This is a genomic window from Salinicoccus cyprini, assembly GCF_007713705.1.
GTDB classification, from domain to species: domain Bacteria; phylum Bacillota; class Bacilli; order Staphylococcales; family Salinicoccaceae; genus Salinicoccus; species Salinicoccus cyprini.
Genome location: NZ_VMSJ01000006.1, coordinates 14497 through 29685 on the forward strand (window position 1 = coordinate 14497; position 15189 = coordinate 29685).

Annotated in this window: 17 protein-coding genes; 12 read left to right on the forward strand and 5 right to left on the reverse strand. The window is 47.7% G+C overall.

From position 1 onward, the window contains the following. The first annotated feature begins 41 nt into the window (after positions 1-41). The 3 genes from FO441_RS11650 to aldA all read left to right on the forward strand — a co-directional run bounded on the left by FO441_RS11650 (position 42) and on the right by aldA (position 2400). Positions 42-641 (forward strand): class I SAM-dependent methyltransferase, encoded by a 600-nt coding sequence (locus FO441_RS11650; protein WP_145290371.1) that lies wholly within the window; start codon positions 42-44, stop codon positions 639-641. An 82-nt stretch (positions 642-723) separates the two neighbouring features. Further along, a complete protein-coding gene (locus FO441_RS11655) occupies positions 724-870 on the forward strand; it encodes a hypothetical protein (RefSeq protein WP_186365556.1) in 147 nt (48 codons plus the stop codon). A gap of 78 nt (positions 871-948) precedes the next feature. Further along, positions 949-2400: an aldehyde dehydrogenase gene (gene aldA, locus FO441_RS11660; RefSeq protein ID WP_145290378.1), complete on the forward strand. Its 1452-nt coding sequence runs from the start codon at positions 949-951 to the stop codon at positions 2398-2400. Positions 2401-2469: 69 nt separating this feature from the next. Here aldA and FO441_RS11665 read toward each other — a convergent pair whose 3' ends face one another. Together FO441_RS11665 and FO441_RS11670 are read right to left on the reverse strand one after the other, a co-directional pair. Beyond that, complete coding sequence (locus tag FO441_RS11665) at positions 2470-3537, reverse strand: aldo/keto reductase (RefSeq protein WP_145290381.1); 1068 nt, start codon at positions 3535-3537, stop codon at positions 2470-2472. Between the two features lie 72 nt (positions 3538-3609). Further along, complete coding sequence (locus FO441_RS11670) at positions 3610-4191, reverse strand: D-glycero-alpha-D-manno-heptose-1,7-bisphosphate 7-phosphatase (protein ID WP_145290800.1); 582 nt, start codon at positions 4189-4191, stop codon at positions 3610-3612. Positions 4192-4402: 211 nt separating this feature from the next. On the opposite strand from FO441_RS11670, the gene desA reads away from it, so the two are divergent. The 4 genes from desA (at position 4403) to FO441_RS11690 (ending at position 8607) form a co-directional block, all read left to right on the forward strand. After that, the gene (gene desA, locus FO441_RS11675) at positions 4403-5425 is read left to right on the forward strand and encodes a Delta(5) desaturase DesA (protein ID WP_145290383.1); all 1023 of its coding nucleotides are present in this window, start codon (positions 4403-4405) and stop codon (positions 5423-5425) included. Between the two features lie 120 nt (positions 5426-5545). Beyond that, positions 5546-6670 (forward strand): sensor histidine kinase, encoded by a 1125-nt coding sequence (locus tag FO441_RS11680; RefSeq protein WP_145290386.1) that lies wholly within the window; start codon positions 5546-5548, stop codon positions 6668-6670. A 2-nt stretch (positions 6671-6672) separates the two neighbouring features. Then, the gene (locus FO441_RS11685; protein WP_145290389.1) at positions 6673-7272 is read left to right on the forward strand and encodes a response regulator transcription factor; all 600 of its coding nucleotides are present in this window, start codon (positions 6673-6675) and stop codon (positions 7270-7272) included. A gap of 123 nt (positions 7273-7395) precedes the next feature. Beyond that, complete coding sequence (locus FO441_RS11690) at positions 7396-8607, forward strand: threonine synthase (protein ID WP_145290391.1); 1212 nt, start codon at positions 7396-7398, stop codon at positions 8605-8607. Between the two features lie 66 nt (positions 8608-8673). Here the strand turns inward: FO441_RS11690 and FO441_RS11695 are convergent, their stop codons facing one another. After that, entirely contained in the window at positions 8674-9453 is a 780-nt protein-coding gene (locus FO441_RS11695; RefSeq protein ID WP_145290394.1) for an MBL fold metallo-hydrolase, read from the reverse strand. A gap of 127 nt (positions 9454-9580) precedes the next feature. On the opposite strand from FO441_RS11695, the gene FO441_RS11700 reads away from it, so the two are divergent. Continuing rightward, positions 9581-9982, forward strand: coding sequence for an Lrp/AsnC family transcriptional regulator (locus tag FO441_RS11700; protein ID WP_145290397.1), 402 nt, complete (start codon positions 9581-9583; stop codon positions 9980-9982). Between the two features lie 12 nt (positions 9983-9994). On the opposite strand, the gene FO441_RS11705 is transcribed toward FO441_RS11700, so the two are convergent. Next, complete coding sequence (locus FO441_RS11705; RefSeq protein WP_145290399.1) at positions 9995-10483, reverse strand: metal-dependent hydrolase; 489 nt, start codon at positions 10481-10483, stop codon at positions 9995-9997. Between the two features lie 203 nt (positions 10484-10686). On the opposite strand from FO441_RS11705, the gene FO441_RS11710 reads away from it, so the two are divergent. From FO441_RS11710 to FO441_RS11725, 4 genes are all read left to right on the forward strand, one after another. Then, complete coding sequence (locus FO441_RS11710) at positions 10687-10881, forward strand: YwbE family protein (protein WP_145290402.1); 195 nt, start codon at positions 10687-10689, stop codon at positions 10879-10881. A 198-nt stretch (positions 10882-11079) separates the two neighbouring features. Next, entirely contained in the window at positions 11080-12267 is a 1188-nt protein-coding gene (locus tag FO441_RS11715) for a YhgE/Pip domain-containing protein (RefSeq protein ID WP_145290405.1), read from the forward strand. A 45-nt stretch (positions 12268-12312) separates the two neighbouring features. Next, positions 12313-12852, forward strand: coding sequence for a PadR family transcriptional regulator (locus FO441_RS11720; RefSeq protein WP_145290408.1), 540 nt, complete (start codon positions 12313-12315; stop codon positions 12850-12852). 138 nt (positions 12853-12990) lie between these two features. After that, positions 12991-13362 carry a potassium channel family protein gene (locus FO441_RS11725; protein WP_145290410.1) on the forward strand — a complete coding sequence of 124 codons (372 nt, stop codon included), beginning with the start codon at positions 12991-12993 and terminating at the stop codon, positions 13360-13362. Between the two features lie 104 nt (positions 13363-13466). Here FO441_RS11725 and FO441_RS11730 read toward each other — a convergent pair whose 3' ends face one another. Beyond that, positions 13467-14948, reverse strand: coding sequence for an MDR family MFS transporter (locus FO441_RS11730; RefSeq protein WP_145290413.1), 1482 nt, complete (start codon positions 14946-14948; stop codon positions 13467-13469). Between the last annotated feature and the right edge of the window lie 241 nt (positions 14949-15189).

The following is a 15189-nucleotide window of genomic DNA, read 5'->3' on the forward strand; positions in this document are numbered from 1 at the left end:
TTTGTATAGTAGAGAAGAATATGGAATGGAGGCGGTCTGTTGTGGTAAAGAATCCATTGATCAGGAAGTTCGATAGACAGGCCAGAAGCTATGACAGAAGACGTGATGGCGATTCCACACGCAAGTACCGGCAGCGCATATTTTCAGGAGCAGAAGGCCGGGTGCTTGAAGTTGCAGTAGGGGCAGGGGCCAACTTCCCCTTCTATGATGCTGATATTGAACTAACAGGCATCGACTTCAGTCCGGAAATGCTGAAGGCGGCAAGAACCGCCGCAAGAGATTATGCATTCGATGCCACCTTTATCGAGGGCGATGTGGAGCGTGCCGTTTTCGAGGAGAACAGTTTTGATACCATCGTATCCTCCCTGTCATTTTGCGCCTACCAGGACCCGGAAAAAGTACTGGAGCAGTTCCAAAAGTGGTGCAGGCCGGAGGGTCGGATACTCATGATGGAGCACGGTCTCAGCACAAACGGGATGGTGGCAAAGATCCAGCAGATTTCAGACCGGCTTTCATTGAAACTGGTCGGCTGCCACCAGGATCGGCATATTACAGAAATCGTCCAGCAGTCGGACCTCGAGCTTGTAGAGGAAGAACGGCATCTGATGGGATGCCTGTACCTATTGTGGGCAAAGCCGTAATCGTCTATGTTAGAATATGAACCAGATTCATTACAATCGAGCGCAGGATCATCAGATGGCGCAGGTTGGAAGGGAGTTTGACATGAGACGCTTCAGAATACTTGTCCTGGCAGCGATGATGGGGACAGTCATCGCAGGCTGTGGAATGAACAATGATGACAATAATTTCGATCAGCAGCAGACGATCAATGACACAACGGAACAGCCCATGGATGATGGTTCGCAGTAGGGAGGCCATCATCCTTCTTTTGTTTGGCAGATGACGCAAAAGGGAACAGTCTTCCAAATACATTTAGGAGGCTTTACTGTGCAAAACCATCAGCTATATATCAACGGTCAGTATGTCGACTCTACAGGAGATGACTGGATTGACATCATCAATCCGGCGACGGAAGCAGTGATTTCACGCACACCGAAAGGTACCGAAGATGATGTTGATAAGGCAGTTCAGGCAGCTACTGATGCCCAGCAGAAATGGGAACTGACACCAAATATCGAACGAGGCAGAATCGTACGCAAGCTGGGTGATGAAATAGAGAACCATAGGGACGAATTCATCGACCTCCTTCAGGAGGAGCAGGGCAAGGCTTATGAACTCGCCAGCGGTGAAGTGGATCTCGCCATCGACTACTTCAGATATATGTCCGAGTGGGCAAGAAGGATGGAAGGGGACATCGTTCCGAGTGACCGTGAGAATGAAAATATTTTCGTCTACAAGAAACCGATTGGTGTTGTCGCCGGCATCATTCCATGGAACTTCCCGGTATTCATACTGGCAAGAAAAGTCGCAACAGCGCTCGTCACAGGCTGTACCATTGTCATCAAGCCAAGCCAGCATACACCGAACACCGCCATGGCATTCACAAAAATTGTCGATGAAATGGAAGAGATGCCGGCTGGTGTCTATAATGTCGTCACCGGTTCAGGATCTGAAATCGGCAATGCACTGGCATCCCACAAGAAAGTGCATATGGTGACGATGACAGGCAGCATCGGTGCCGGCACCAAGGTGATGGAGGCAGCCGCGCAGAACATTACAAAAGTGAACCTGGAGCTTGGCGGCAAGGCGCCTGCCATAGTGACACAGAATGCAGACCTCGATCTTGCAGCAGAACAGATTACGACTTCAAGGCTTGCCAACAATGGACAGGCCTGCACAAACGCAGAGAGGGTCTACGTGCATGAAAGTGTTGCCGAGGCATTGAATGAAAAGCTGAAGGCCATTTTTGAATCCAAAACCATGGGCGATCCCCGTGAGGATAAGCAGGCGGATATGGGGCCACTCGTCAATAAGGACCGTCTCGACACAGTGGACGACATGGTTCAGACTGCCATCTCTGAAGGGGCCGAAGTTGTAACGGGCGGCGGACCGGCAGATATGGACCAGGGGTTCTTCTACAAACCGACGATTCTGACGAATGTCACTCACGAATCAACAATCATGACAGATGAGATATTCGGTCCTGTCATCCCGATTACAACCTTCAGTACACTTGATGAAGCCATCGAGAAGGCAAACGACACAGTGTATGGACTGTCATCTTCCGTCTATACCGATGACCTGAATGAAGCGATGCGTGTCGTCAACGAAATGAAATTCGGTGAAACGTACGTCAACAGGGAAAACTTTGAAGCCGTACAAGGGTATCATGCCGGCATGCGCCAGTCCGGTCTTGGTGGTGCAGACGGCAAGTATGGCATGGAGGACTTCCTCGTAACACAAGTCGTATATATGCAGTACAAGAACGATAAGAAATAGAATGAACGGCAATGGAAAAGGTGCGCACCTCCAATATCGGAGGTGCGCACCTTTTCATGTTTCTAAAATCTATTCCATCCCCATCGATTTCTTATAGCCTTCAAGATAGGCGATTTCCGATGGAGACCCTTTTTCAAGGCTGCTCATGGCTCTATGCCAGAGCGGATAGAACGGTTCAGGTCGTGCCACAGATTCAATCCTGTCGTGTTCATCCTGTGTCAGAGTGATATCGTATGATGCGATATTCTCACGAAGCTGCTCTTCATTTCTGGCTGCGATGACGACAGGCCCGACATTCGGTCTGTCCTTGATCCAGGCCAGGGCAATCTGAGGCACACTCGCCCCGCGGTTGTCAGCCACTTCCTTCAGTGCGTCGATTACATCGTACAGGCGCTCCTCATCACGGACCCATGGTTCCGGCCAGCCTTCGCCCTGGCGCGTACCGGATGGTGCACTATTATTGCGGTCGATCTTGCCGTTCAGCAATCCTTCACCGAGCGGGCTCCAGATCATGTTGCCGACGCCGAGCTCACTGCCTGCAGGCAGCAGTTCATATTCGGCCTCACGCGCTTCCGGGGTGTAGTAGATCTGCTGCGTGACTGGTGGAATGAGACCATTCTGCTCCGCCATGGTATACGTTCTGGCAAGTGCCCAGCCACTGTAGTTCGATACGCCCCAGTAGCGGATCTTTCCGGATTTGACGAGATCATTCATCGTTTGTATTGTTTCTTCCACAGGTGTGTGGCCATCCCACAGGTGGACGAAATAGAGATCGAGGTAGTCCGTGCCAAGGCGTTCCAGACTCTTATTGATGGAATTTTCAAGGTTGATGCGTGAAGCACCTACAGCATTCGGATCATCACCGAGGTCGAAACCGGTCTTTGAAGTCAGCATCAGCTTGTCACGTCTTCCTTTGATTGCTGCGCCCAGTACTTTTTCTGCGTCACCTTTTGAATAGAGATTTGCAGTATCGAACATGTTGATGCCTGCATCGAGGCTGATGTCCACATGTCTTCTCGCCGTTTCTGCATCAATATTTCCTGTCGCTTCAAAGCCGTTTGTACCACTGAAAGGAATGGTACCTAGAATATACTTCGGTACTTTAAGTCCGGAATTTCCAAGATAGATGTAATCCATGATATCCTCCTCAGGAATCTTTTGGGAGTCTCTTTCCCTTTCGTTGCCAGGATAAACATGACGTACTTCCTATTACTGTTGGCAGTTCCTTTCGGTCAGCCAGCTGGAGAAGGCCAGCAGCGAATCGAAGCGGTAATCCGCATCGAGTGTCTTATTTTCACTGCTGCTGATAAAAACCGTATGTGTCCCAGCTTTCTGGCCAGCCAGAATATCAGGCACCCTGTCACCGACCATGTAGCTGTCCTGAAGTGAAATATCATGACGTCTGGCGAGATCAATAATCATCCCAGCTTCCGGTTTTCTGCAACGACACCCGGCATCCGGCCTGTGCGAACAGTAGGCGATGTCATCCACATGGGCACCATATTTCTCAAGTTTTCCGAGCAGTGCTTCATGGATGGTCTCGAGATCCATCTCACTCATGAACCCAAGACCTACGCCACCCTGGTTGGTGACGATAAAGACTTTCCATCCAGCTTCATTGAACTGTCTGACTGCTTCAGGTACGCCCCGAAGAAGGAAAAGGTCTTCTGGGTGGTTGACGAACTTCACCCGCTTCGTGAGGACTTCATTGATGACACCATCCCGGTCGAGAAAGACTGCCTTCTGCCCTGTCGTTCCGTGCCCTCTCCCTCTGTCGTCGATGCTTGCCATATATTCATCAATGTTCACCGTGTCACTTCCTTTCTGTTTTCATCGTGATGCTTTCATTTAACCATAAATCGTATTTTATATGTAGAAGTACACGTTTAGTTTGTATATATGACAAATGTCATGTCTTATTGCTGACACTTGCTTCTACGCCATCCAGTCGGCATGAATTAGAATGAAGATAATAAGATTTTCAGAAAAGAGGTTCTTCCTAATGTCCAAACAGAAACAGGCTCAGCTCAGGAAAGACGTCATGCCATTCGCCAAATCACAGACGAAGGCAAGTATCATCCAGCTGTTCAACACGATTCTTCCATTCTTTGCACTATGGTTCCTGGCGTACCAGTCACTCAGCATATCATTCTGGCTCAGTCTGGTATTCAGCATCGGCGCTGCAGGGTTCATGATCCGCACATTCATCATCTTCCACGATTGTGCCCACCAGTCTTTCTTCAAAAGTAAGAAGTGGAACACCTTCTTTGGAACATTGACCGGAATCATCACACACTTTGCTTTTGAAAAGTGGAAACGTGAGCACTCCATCCACCACGCAACGAGTGGTAACCTCGACAAACGTGGCATCGGTGACATCTGGGTCATGACTGTCGAAGAATATGAAGCGGCCGGCAGATGGGAAAGGCTCCAGTACCGCCTGTATAGAAATCCCCTCATCATGTTCGGTCTTGGACCGCTATCGCTGTTCCTGCATGCCAACCGCTTCAACCGCAAAGGTGCGAAGAAGAAGGAGAGCATGAACACATATCTGATCAACGTATCGCTCGTCGCAATCTATTGCCTGATCGGCTTTACGCTTGGCTGGCATGTGCTTCTGATGGTCCAACTGCCGATCATCTACGTTGCAGGCATGCTCGGCATCTGGCTGTTCTACGTCCAGCATCAGTTTGAAGATTCCTATTTTGAGAATGAAGCGGAGTGGGACTATGTAAAGGCCGCTGTCGATGGCAGCTCCTACTACAAGCTGCCGAAGTGGCTCGAGTGGATGACAGGCAGCATCGGCTATCACCACGTCCACCACCTGGCACCGAGAGTACCGAACTACTCATTGGAGAAGGCACATGAAAGTACGCCGCCGCTCCACCAGGCAACGACCATCACTTTGAAATCAAGTCTCGAATCCATCAAGTTCAGGCTCTATGACGAAAAGGAAAAGACCTTCGTCACTTTCCGTGAAATGAAAGAGAAAATGAATGCTAAACAGCACGCAAGTGTGGAATAGCAGAACAGATGGAAATCCTCCCGATTCGTCAGGGGGATTTTTTATTTACACGCTTTTATAAAAACACAAACCTGTTAAACTGGAAAAGATAAGAGATGAACTGAAAGGAGGCGGATGCACATGCGGGACTGGTATCATATATTTCCAAAGAATACGGGCCTGAGTCTATACATATGGATCATTTTCTGTGTCCTTCCTTTCTATTTCATCTTCCGTTCAACATCGTTATGGGAAATTGTTTTCGGCATCATCATGACCATGCTCTTCTTTACGGTCTCCTGGCTGACATTCAATAGGCGGGGGCCGCTGATCTATATCGGACTGAGCATAGAATTTGCCATCAATATTGTGATGACTGTACTGTACAGCTACGTTTATTTTGCACTGTTTGTTGCATTCTTCATCGGTAATATCAGCAGCAAGGCCGGATTCATCTCGATGTATGTCATTCATCTGGTGACGACGGTCACTGCCATCACCTTCGGCTTCTTCTACAATTACACCGTGCTGCTCGTTCACCTGCCATTTCTCATCATGACAGTGCTCGGCGTGATACTGGTACCAATCAACCAGTATAACCGTCTCAAGCAGGAGGCACTGGAATCAAAGCTTGAGGATGCCAATCTGAAAATCGCCGAGCTTGCCATTGTGGAGGAACGTCACAGAATCGCCCGTGACCTGCATGATACGCTTGGTCAGAAGCTGTCGATGATCGGTCTGAAAAGTGAGCTTTCAAGAAAACTGATAGACAAGGATGCCGAGGCCGCAAAGCACGAACTTGAAGATATCCAGTCGACTTCAAGGCAGGCACTGAAGGAAGTCAGGGAAATGATCAGTGATATGAAGGAAGCGAGTCTCGAAAATGAGATCGAGCATGTGAAAAAGCTGATGGATGCAGCACAGATCCGTTATGATATCACTACGGAGGGAGAGTTCAAACAGCTGCCGGTGCTGGTCGAGAACGTACTCAGCATGTGCTTGAAAGAGGCCGTGACCAATGTAGTGAAGCACAGCCAGGCACAGCTCTGTGTCATTGAAATGATTGATACGAATCGGGATATATTGATGAAGATCATGGATAATGGGGAAGGCGACGAAGTTGTGATACAGCCTGGTCATGGACTCCAGGGCATGAAAGAGCGTCTATCCTTCGTCAATGGCGCACTTCATATTACGAATAACAAAGATGGATTTGAAATCAACATTACAGTACCGAAAGTATTGAAACAGATAGAGGAGGAATGAAGATGATCCGCATTGTGCTGGCAGAAGACCAGAACCTTTTGAGGGGCGCACTTGCTGCACTGCTTGATCTTGAAGAGGATATCACTGTTGTCGGACAAGTATCCAGTGGCGCTGAAGCGCTGGACCTCGTTGCAAAGGAAGCTCCTGATATCTGTCTGATGGATATAGAAATGCCCGTCATGACGGGTCTTGAGGCAGCGGAGCATCTGAAGGATGCCCCTTGCAAAGTCATTATCCTGACAACATTCGCCCGTCCGGGCTATTTCGAGCGGGCGAAAAAGGCGGAAGTGAGCGGCTATCTACTGAAAGACAGCTCGAGCGAGTCACTGGCGCAGTCGATCCGTCAGATCATGACAGGCAGGCGCATCTATTCCCCTGAGCTGATCGATATTGCGTTTGAAGCAGCCAATCCACTGACAGCACGTGAAATAGAAATCATCCAGTCTCTGGCTGAAGGAAAGACTACAAAAGCGATTGCCAAAGATCTGCATCTTTCAAACGGCACAGTCAGAAATTATGTATCGATCATCCTCGATAAGCTCAATGTCGACAACCGCATCGAGGCAATTTCAAAAGCGGAGGAAAAAGGCTGGTTGAAATAGATATCCGACTTTCTGAATCGGTTATCGGTTAACTTCAATCACTGTTCCAGTTATAATGGAACTGGAAACGTTGCAGCAGACCAGGCGTATCTTACACTACATCATGGATCAGGAGCTGATTGAATGAAATATAGCTACGTATCACATCTCTACTGTCCGAAGTGCAGCAGTACCTACAGCACAAAAGATCAGCAGCAGCTATGTACATGTGGTTCTCCACTGCTTGTTGCATATGATATGGAAGGCATAAAGAAAAACCTGACACCAGATCATCTGAAAGACCGCAAACCGGATCTATGGAGATATCACGAACTGCTTCCTGTGGAAGACGAAAGCAATGTCGTTTCACTTGGGGAAGGCATGACCCCACTTGTCCACCTGCCACGTCTCGGTGATGCCATGTCACTAGAAAATCTCTACATAAAGGACGAGGGGCTTGTACCGACTGGAAGCTTCAAGGCACGGGGTGCAGCAGTCGGTGTGTCGAAAGCGAAGGAACTTGGTGTAGAGGCGCTTGCCATGCCGACCAACGGTAATGCTGGAGCAGCATGGGCGCTATATGCGGCGAGAGCAGGCATCAGATCGACGATTGTCATGCCTGAGGATGCACCGGAGATCACAAGAAATGAAGTCGCCATATCAGGGGCTGACCTCTATCTTGTCAACGGTCTGATCAGTGATGCAGGTAAAATTGTCGGAAGTGCCGTCAAGGATCAGGAACTGTATGATGTTTCTACACTCAAGGAGCCTTACCGGATTGAAGGCAAGAAGACGATGGGGCTGGAAATTGCAGAGCAATTCGGCTTCAATATGCCGGATGTCATTCTGTATCCGACGGGCGGCGGTGTCGGTCTGATCGGTATCCATAAAGCCTTGAAGGAGCTTAGGACGCTCGGATGGGTGAAAGGCGATCTGCCGAGACTGGTCGCCGTCCAGGCAAGCGGGTGCGCACCCATCGTCAAAGCATGGGAAGCAGGAGAACGGGAATCCGAGTTCTGGCATGACTCAGAAACAAAAGCCTTCGGCATCAATGTACCAAAGGCGCTCGGAGATTTTCTTGTACTCGATGCCCTCTATGAAACAGACGGTTGTGCAATCGCCATCGATGACACGGAGATGCTGCGGGAACAGAAGCATGTAGCAAATCTTGAAGGCAACTTCGTCTGCCCGGAAGGGGCGGCGGCATTTGCAGCGGCACGCAGACTGAGGGAAAACGGGTGGATTGCTGAAGATGAAAAAGTGGTCGTACTGAATACCGGAGCCGGCATAAAATATCCGGATACTGTGGACATCGATCCTATTATGCTCGAAAAGGGCGATGTTCTGCCAAAGTAGCCTGCTGATTGGTTTCTTATGTAATAACACCCCGATAGCATTTGCTATCGGGGTGTACTAGTGTGCCTAGAATTCGAGTGTATCTCCATTTTCAGGAACAGTCAGCTTGTCGCTGAATCCTTTGTCTTCTGCATACGCTTTAAGGTCAGCTTTGGAAAGGTTCCAGTGGTTTACGGCTTCCATGTGTACAGCAACGATGTCTGCTTCAGGTGCTGCTTTGGATACTTCAAGCACGTCGTCTTCTTTCATGACAAGTGAACCGCCGACCAGGAACTGGTTGTCCCCAGCATTGACAACAATGACGTCAGGATTGTGGGATTTTATTTCTTCTTCTACACCGTCATACCATACGGTGTCACCAGCAAGATACAATGTCTTCTCGTCTTCATGTTTGAAGACAACGCCGCATACAAGTCCTGCAGCCTGGAGGATTTCCCCACGTCCGTGCTCACCTTGTGTTTTTATAAGACTGATGCCTTCAAATGCTGTATCATTGGAAAGAGGCGTTACATTCGTGAAGCCGGCTTCTGCAACGACATTTTTATCTTCATCATTTTGTGTGAATACAGCGATGTCCTTAGGCAGTGCTTCCACTGCAGCAGCATCCCAGTGGTCCGGGTGCAGGTGGGTAACGATGACTGCATCTGCTTTTGAGACAACATCTTCAACTGAAACAGGCAATTCCTGAAGCGGGTTGCGCTGATCCATACGTGGGGCTGGAGCTGGAACGCCGCCTTCGCCCATTGGTGGCAATGCGCCTTTTTCAGAGAGCATTGGATCGATGAGGAAAGTTTTGCCTGCATATTCAATGAGTGCGGTAGCATTACGCAAATGATTAAATTTCATTAAAAATCTTCCTTTTTGTTTTACTATATTTCCTATACCCATTTTATAATTTTCAAGTTGCAGATGTACATGGATTCGATAAAGTGTTTAGCCCATTTCACTTTATTTCTGAAAGGAGTTGGGGCAGTTGAACGAAACAGATAAGGAAATACTCGAGGTGCTTCAGAATAATGGACGCATGACAATGAAAGAACTGGGTGAGAAAGTGCACCTTACAGGCCCTGCTGCGTCGGCAAGAGTGGCCAAGATGGAGGACCAGGGAATCATCGAAGGGTATACCATCAAGGTCAACCAAGAGAAAATGGGCATGCCGATGCATGTTTTCATAGATATTTTTACCGGCAGTCCCAACCATGAGCCATATCTTGCATTCATAGATGAGGAGAAAGAATATGTTGCAAATAATTATAAGGTGAGCGGAGAGAGCTGCTACCTGCTGGAGTGCAGATTTCCATCAAGCGGTGCATTGGATGAATTTCTGACGGCACTCAGCAGGCATGTAAGCTATAAGGTATCGATTGTAATCTGAATCGTTTCGAAATCAGAGTCCAACTCCGTACCATGAGAGTGCCTGATATCCGAAATAGAAGGAAACGAGGGTGAGGATACTGAAAATCAGATTCTCGACCTTGCTCCCTGTACGGATGGTGAGAGGGAAGCGGACGGTAAGGTTCAGTGGAAAGAACAGTTTGATGCCGCGCTTTGTCCCCATGTCCAGTATGTAGTGGCTGATCATGCCCGTCAAAAGTCCGTACTTCAGGACATCGTTCGGAAAGAACCGGTCGATAAGAAACGATGCAAGTACCAGAAACAGCAGGCTATGCGTGAAGGTCCGGTGTCCGAAAATCAGATTGATGATTCTGGATAGGATGGGAAACCTTTTGCCGATCATGCTGCCGCTATGACAGATGTCGGGCAGGAGGGCACCCGCTATTCCCGCACCGACCATGATCAGTGGATTTTCATTTGCTGTATGGGCAACAGCAAGACTGGCTGCGATGCCGCCCAATATATGTGTCTTTCCAGTCATGATGCGACCTCCTTATTTTTTATTGAATAACAATTATAATATATTATATGCGTTTTATCTGTATTTTTATAACATCAAAGATGAATATGTTCACTATTTGAAAATAAATGTTTGGTTTGCGACAAATCCGGATATGATTCGAACGATTCACCCAAGAATCGTCATGTTATGATGTATGGAAACGCAATGAGGAGGAAAATGATATGGATGGTACAAGAAGAAATGATATAAGGCCGGGAACAAAAGTGAAGGTGGTGCAGAAGCATCATCAGCGTTCCGGTGAACTGACGGAAGGTGTTGTCGCAAAACTGCTGACAAACTCGGCGACGCATCCGCATGGCATCAAAGTGAAACTCGAGAGCGGCATCGTAGGCAGAGTGAAGGAAATCATCCAATAGGAAAAAATACTTCCGTATCGAACCTCGGATAAATGGTACTTTAAAATGTATCGTTGTCCGGGGTTTTTGTATGCATTGAAAAATTATTGATGCAAACAGATTTCTCTATTGACAGAGCAATGAAAAAGGATTATGATACATCTCGACTCTAATAAAAGTACTTTGAACAAAGTATAAGAAGAAAGAAGGAAATAAGTGGTGAGTTTTAAAAAGTTCCTGGGAACGAAAGGTGCAATAGCCACAATTTTTATGGGTGTATTTTATGCGGTTGCCATGCTTGGCATATTCCTGCCGGGCTACTCTGCGATACCCGGAAATATTGATCAGCTGCACATTGCCATCGTCAACGAAGACGCTGGAGAATATGGCGGAGAGATTGCTGACCAGCTTGAGGAGAATTTGCCTTTCAAGGAGATAGCTACTGATCTGACAAATGAACAGGCAATGAATGACCTGGAACATAATGGGTTGGCGATGGTTGTACACATTCCCGAAACATTCTCTGAAGATGTCGCAGGCGGAAAGGGAAATGCAGCCATCGACTTTACTACCAACGAAGCTGCACCACAGATAGTGTCATCTACCATGACTTCGATTGTTTCAGAAATCAATAACCAATTGGGCATGCAATTTTCACAGCAGACAGCACAAGGTGTGCTGATGAATTTCAATGTACCAGAAGCACAGGCTGCTGAACTGTCTGCACAGATTGAATCCGCATATGTTGGAAATGTGGTCAGCATCAACGAGGTGCCGGATGGCATGAACAACAGTATGCTGCCGATGTTCCTTACAATGGCCGGTTATACAGGTGCCATGATCGGTGCGATGCAGCTGATTAGTGCATATCGGGAAAATCGTGCTAAGGCGAGTAGAACGAGACTGTTCATCTATGTTCAGATGACAGCCCTGATTGTCGCAGTCACCTCAACATTGATTGCCATGGGCATCGTCTACCTGATCAACGGTCCAAGTGCCGACCTGCTGCTTGAACTGGCAGGACAGCAAGTATTGAACTATGTCGTTGCCTTCAACTTCACTGCCATTCTTGTATTTCTGGTCGGTGAAGCCGGCATGATCTTCAACTTGCCGATTCTCCTGATGCAGACATTGGCAAATGGATCCACAATGCCACGCGACCTGATGTATGCACCATATGAATGGATGAGTCATATTTCCCCAATGTACTATTCCGTCCAGGCCTATACTGCAAATCTTTACGGTAGCATCAGTGCAGGTCCATTTCTCTGGTCGATGGCTGCAATCGGCGGGATAGCAATGCTGATCAACATCATGATTGTTGCATTTGTTCATAAGCTGGTTGAACTTGACACACCAGTAGCTGATGACAGCAAAATGCCGACTCCGGCGGAAGTGACACCCTGAAGTCTGTTACAATGAAGATAATATGCTTTACAAAGGAGTAGTCGGATGTCCATTCAAATATTCATACTGAGCCGGCTCATGCAGGACAACAGCTATCCCTACAAGCTGAAAAAACAGCTGTCCGAGCCTCTGCCACTCGATGAACTGGCGAACCTGACCGAAAGCAAGCTGTACTACAATTTCGATGCCCTGGCCAAAAAAGGTCTGATTGAAATTGTAGAAGTGATCAAGGAAGACCACCGTCCGGACAAGCAGGTTTTTGCAATTACGGATAAAGGCCGTGAAGCATTGCCGAAGCTAATATACAAGTTATTTGAAAATGCAGGCGATATTAAGGATATGATAGTCGGTCTGACATGTCTGAAGTATGTCGACCGCGAGGAAGTTGTTCGTATATTGGAGAACAAGGCGGTCAGCATTGAAGAGCGCTGGGCATACGTCAGGGAAATGGAAGACAGGATTCAGGTGAACGAAACCAACGCGAAGATGGTTGATCTGATGAAAGGCTATGTCACAGCCAGAAAAGAGCATACACTCCACTGGCTCAAAATAGTAATCGAACGCATCAGGAATAATGAAATATGAATCAGTTCTGAGAAAGCCGGTCCCTGCTGCATGGACAGGCTTTCTCTTTTTATGATGGTGCAGTCTTTTCAGAAAGGTTATAATCATCAGGTGAAAACCAATTCTATAGAATATTAAAGTAATCGAGGAGGGGAAACGTTGATCTCATTTGTTCTGACTTTAAAACGGCTGATCTCGGCAATATTCCGAATAGGCAAGGAACCCTTATTCAGAACGTTGCTGCTGACATTGGCAATCATCCTGTTATCCGGGACTCTTTTCTATCATCAGACGGAGGGATGGACACTGCTCAACTCGTTCTATTTCGCTTTTGTCAGTCTTATTCCGACTGGTATTAACACTGGTTTGGCACCAGAAGCTTCACTCAGCAAATGGTTTACCATGATCTATCTCATAGTCGGCGTTGGTGTGATGCTCATGCTGCTCATAAGATTGGGGTTTGCAATCATAAAACTTGAAAAACCAGAAGATGACCAGCATATATCAGTCGATAATAGAAATGAAAAATAGTAAAAGGTGCTTTTTGTTTTGGAGTACCTGAAAAATCCCCGTAAGGTTGCACTTTGAGTACAATCACACGGGGATTTTCTCTATGGGATGCCGAGTCCCTTTTGCTATTTTGTTTCAGGCTGTGCATCCACCATATCGTCCGGACGTGCACGGTATACGCGCAGTGCCATCAGGAAGGCGGCGATCGAGATGACGAATCCGATGAAGTAGACAAGTTCAACACCAGCGACCATGGCTTCGTTGACTGTCGCCGGATCATTCGGCGCATCTGCATTCGACAGGAAACTTGCCTGTCTTGCATTCAATACACTGATGAACACGGATACGCCGATTGCACCAGCCAGCGGCTGCAATGTGGATACTACAGCGGTACCATGTGGATACATGTTTTTCGGCAGCTGGTTGAGGCCATTCGTCTGAGCAGGCATCATGATTGCCGAAACGGAAATCATGAGAAGCATGAAGCTGACGACGATGACCCATACCGAAGTGCTGGTATCAAGACGGCTCATCATGAACATCGTGCCTGTCAGTATGAGCGTCGCAGGAATCATCATCGGTCTTGGTCCGACCTTATCGAACAGCTGGCCCATGAATGGGGAAAGCGCACCATTCAGCAGGCTGCCCGGCAGCAGAAGCAGACCGGCGGTAGCAGCACTCAGCTGCAGTGGCCCCTGCATGTATATCGGCAGAATGATTTCTGATGCGAACATGGTCATGACGATGATCAGGAACATGATGACGGCATGCCGGTACATCGGGTACTTGAACACCCTGAGATCTATGATCGGCTCATCGAGACGCAGCTGTCGATAGACAAATAGGGAAATACCGACCAGCCCAACAGCGATGGATAACAGTACTTCAGGGCTGGCGAAGCCCGATTCGCTCTCTCCTACGGAGCTGAAACCATAGATGGTGGCCCCAAAACCGATGGTTGAAAAGATGACGGAAAGAATATCGATTTTAGGACGTGTCACTTCTGATACATTGACCAGGAAGAAGAATGCAAACACGATCGAAAATAGCGAGAATGGAATAACTGTGATGAAAAGGAATCTCCATCCAAGATATTCTACAATGATACCTGAGAGTGTAGGGCCGATGGCTGGTGCAAACATGATGACCAGTCCGACAATGCCCATCACCTTTCCCCGTTTATGGGGTGGGTACATCAGCAGGAATACGTTGAACATGATCGGCATCAGCATGCCGGTACCGACTGCCTGTATCATCCGGCCGGCAAGCAGGACGCCGAATGTCGGGGCCGAGGCGGCAATGATGGTTCCTGCGGTGAATACAATCATCGTACCGAGGAAGAGCTGTCTAGTCGTAAACCACTGTATCAGGAGTGCAGATACGGGTATGACAATCCCCATCACAAGCATGAAGCCGGTGGCCATCCACTGTACTGTCGGCAGGGAGACATCAAATTGCTCCATCAGCGTAGTAAGGGCAATATTGAGCAGCGTTTCATTCAAAATTGCAAAGAATGCACCGATAATAAGAGAAAGCATGATGGGCAGTGTCTTGATATCGGGATTATCCGACAAGTATTCATATTGGGTCGCAGTATTTTTTTCCATGAAAAGTTCTCCTATTATGTATTGGATTTGAAGGCATAATACTATGACTGCATTTGATTATATTAGTATGCACCCTTTCATAACACAAGAATTATGCCTGCTGACTCAGGCCACTGTCACACCAGTCATATCAGAGGTTTTGAGATGCTGCCATACAAAAGGCGGTGGAGGTGCATTTGCAATCCATACATCTTTAGTGTAATATGCTGAACTATAGTATGTTTATTAAATATTCGGAAAA

Coding starts and splice junctions, on each gene's coding strand:
- FO441_RS11695 (WP_145290394.1), bottom strand. CDS start 9,453: ATGAAATTTAATCATTTGCGTAATGCTACCGCACTCATTGAATATGCA.
- FO441_RS11690 (WP_145290391.1), top strand. CDS start 7,396: ATGAAATATAGCTACGTATCACATCTCTACTGTCCGAAGTGCAGCAGT.
- FO441_RS11705 (WP_145290399.1), bottom strand. CDS start 10,483: ATGACTGGAAAGACACATATATTGGGCGGCATCGCAGCCAGTCTTGCT.
- FO441_RS11730 (WP_145290413.1), bottom strand. CDS start 14,948: ATGGAAAAAAATACTGCGACCCAATATGAATACTTGTCGGATAATCCC.
- FO441_RS11665 (WP_145290381.1), bottom strand. CDS start 3,537: ATGGATTACATCTATCTTGGAAATTCCGGACTTAAAGTACCGAAGTAT.
- FO441_RS11710 (WP_145290402.1), top strand. CDS start 10,687: ATGGATGGTACAAGAAGAAATGATATAAGGCCGGGAACAAAAGTGAAG.
- FO441_RS11680 (WP_145290386.1), top strand. CDS start 5,546: ATGCGGGACTGGTATCATATATTTCCAAAGAATACGGGCCTGAGTCTA.
- desA (WP_145290383.1), top strand. CDS start 4,403: ATGTCCAAACAGAAACAGGCTCAGCTCAGGAAAGACGTCATGCCATTC.
- FO441_RS11670 (WP_145290800.1), bottom strand. CDS start 4,191: ATGGCAAGCATCGACGACAGAGGGAGAGGGCACGGAACGACAGGGCAG.
- FO441_RS11685 (WP_145290389.1), top strand. CDS start 6,673: ATGATCCGCATTGTGCTGGCAGAAGACCAGAACCTTTTGAGGGGCGCA.
- FO441_RS11655 (WP_186365556.1), top strand. CDS start 724: ATGAGACGCTTCAGAATACTTGTCCTGGCAGCGATGATGGGGACAGTC.
- FO441_RS11720 (WP_145290408.1), top strand. CDS start 12,313: ATGTCCATTCAAATATTCATACTGAGCCGGCTCATGCAGGACAACAGC.